The organism is Streptomyces sp. HSW2009 (assembly GCF_040240285.1).
Lineage (GTDB): Bacteria > Actinomycetota > Actinomycetes > Streptomycetales > Streptomycetaceae > Streptomyces.
Genome location: NZ_JBEHZD010000823.1, coordinates 1 through 2,473 on the forward strand (window position 1 = coordinate 1; position 2,473 = coordinate 2,473).

Below are 2,473 nucleotides of genomic sequence, written 5' to 3' on the forward strand. Positions count from 1 at the left end.
CGCCAGGGACTCGAACCCCGGACCCGCTGATTAAGAGTCAGCTGCTCTAACCAACTGAGCTAGCGGCGCTCGCTGACATCGAAAATCTTACCCGACGCTGGAGCGTGCTTTCGACCGCGTTTCCGCCGGTCGCCGCCACGGCGCCGCTGGTGGGGCCCGCCGGGGCCGTCGGCGCGGGAATCGGCCGGCCCCGCGCCCGGCCCGGACGAGGGGTGCCTGCGAGGGGTGCGTACGGGGTGGGGGTGGAGGCGGGCGGGAGGGGTGCGCCGGATGGGGGCCGGCCGTACGGGCGGGCCGCACTCCTTGGAATTCCCGGATTCCGCGGATTCTGCGAGATCGCTCGGCGCCGGCCCGCTGACTGCGTTCCGCCGGTCGAGTTCTGTGGGCCGCGTGGTCGGGTTCTGGCTTTCCTTCGGTGGTCGCGTTCGACGGCTGGCCTTTTCTTCTGTGACGGGGAACATGTCCGCTGGTTGGGGCGGTCCAGCCCGTCCGCATTCTTTGGCCCTGTGGGCATCCGGACTCGCGCCCGGTTCTTCCCGCGGGGTGCGGATCGGGTGCGGTGCATTCGATGCCGTGCAGGGCATGAGTTCGTGATTGACATCAGTTGCCCCGTCAACATGCGATATGTCCGAGTGGTTGAGAGGCTGAGGTGCCGCCAGCCGTGCGGCGAGATGTTCTTCGGCCCGGAAGGAATGGATATGTCAGCGCCGATATTCGAGGCGTACCAGCCGCCGACCGACTGCCCGTGCGCCGGCTGCGTCGAGTACCGCCGGACGCAGCCGCACCGGGCGCCACTGCGCGCCGGTGGCCATCCGGCCGCGCACGGCGTGCGCCGGGCCGCGGTCTGGGTGGCCGCGGCCGGGGCGGTGCTCGGCGGCACCGGACAGGAGGCCGTCGCGGCCGACCGCGCCGCCGGCCGGGCCCCGGCGGACGAGCCCGCCGCCGCGTTATGGGGCGCGGCCGGGGAGCCGCTGCGACCAGCCGTGGGCGAGCTCCTCACGGTCGGGGAACCGGTGGCGCCGGCCGCGGATGCGCTGGTCAGGGACGGAGAAGCGGCAGAGTCGGCCGTGGACGCGCGGGCCGGGGCCGACCTGCCGCAGGGTGATCCGGGCCCGCCCAGCAGGGGTGTCGGCAGCGGCGTCGGCGTCGGGGTCTACGTGGATACCGAACGGCCGCCCGGGCCGTTCGCCGCCGCGGTCGCCCCCCGCACCAGCACCCGCGCCGAGATCCTGGAGCGCGCCCAGCGCTGGGTGGACCTGCGGATGCCGTACAGCATGGACGACTACGCCGCCGACGGATACCGGCAGGATTGTTCGGGCTTCATCGCCATGGCCTGGAACCTGGGCAGCAACCAGTGGACCGGTAGTCTCCCCGCCTTTGCCGAACGGATTTCCCGGGACGAACTCAGGCCCGGCGACATGCTGCTCTTCCACGACCCGGCGAGCGCCACCGATTCCCATGTGACGCTCTTCGGCGGCTGGCTCGACGACGCCGAGAGCCAGTATCTCGCCTATGAACAGACCCGCCCGCACACCATCAAACGGGCGACGCCGTACGCCTATTGGAATAACTCCAGCAAATACCTGGCGTACCGCTATCGGGGCGTACGCGAGGGTGGCAGCCCGGGAACTTTGGACCGTGCTCAGCAGGGTCACGCCTTTCCCGGTTCCCGCTACTTCCGACCCGGCCGGAGCAATGCCCATGTGACCCGGCTCGGCCGGCAATTGGTGCGCAAGGGCTTCGACCGGCACTACGCGCGGGGCCCCGGCCGCCGCTGGTCGGAGAGCGACCGCCGCAACGTCGAGGCGTTCCAACGCGCCCAGGGCTGGCGGGGCGCCGACGCCAACGGCTACCCGAGCCCGGAGACCTGGCGCCGCCTCTTCTCCTGAGCCCGCGCCCGCCCCGGCCCCGGTCGCCCGTGTGTGGGTACGGGCCGTCGGCCGAGTGGGTGACGCCGCCGGTGACCGACGGGCTGGGGCGATCGACGGCGCACGGCGCGGCGGGCGTGAGGCGTGCGCAACGGGTGCCGAGCAGTGGGGCAGTGGGGGCTGACGGGGCTGGGGGAGTGGGCTGGCAGATGAGCGACGGAGAGGGCGATGAGGTCCAACGAATCCACGGCACGGCCGATCGGGCAGCCGGCGACGGCCACGGTTCCGGCGACGGTCACGGTTCCGGTGGCGGCGAGTACGACATCGGGTGCGGCGCCGGCGGCGAGCGCGCAACCGGGTGCGACGCCGCGTACGGGCATACCGAGTACGGGCATACCGCGTACGGGCATGACGCGCACAGGCATGACGCGCACAGGCGCGTCGCGTACGGGTCCGGCGCGTACCGGCACGGTTCCGGCGGTGGGCTCCGGCGCCGGAACCGGCCCCGTACCTGAGCGGGACGCTGCGGGGGAAGGCGTGTGGAGGGGCGCCGCACGGGCCGTCGTCCCGGGCGGCCGGCCGGATGAGCCCCGGGAGCCGGCCCC

Annotated in this window: 1 protein-coding gene; it reads left to right on the forward strand. The window is 72.9% G+C overall.

What is annotated here, in order from left to right; all coding sequences use genetic code 11:
* The first annotated feature begins 698 nt into the window (after positions 1 to 698).
* The gene (locus tag AAHZ94_RS32600) at positions 699 to 1,889 is read left to right on the forward strand and encodes a peptidoglycan-binding protein (RefSeq protein WP_349997319.1); all 1,191 of its coding nucleotides are present in this window, start codon (positions 699 to 701) and stop codon (positions 1,887 to 1,889) included.
* Positions 1,890 to 2,473: the final 584 nt, after the last annotated feature.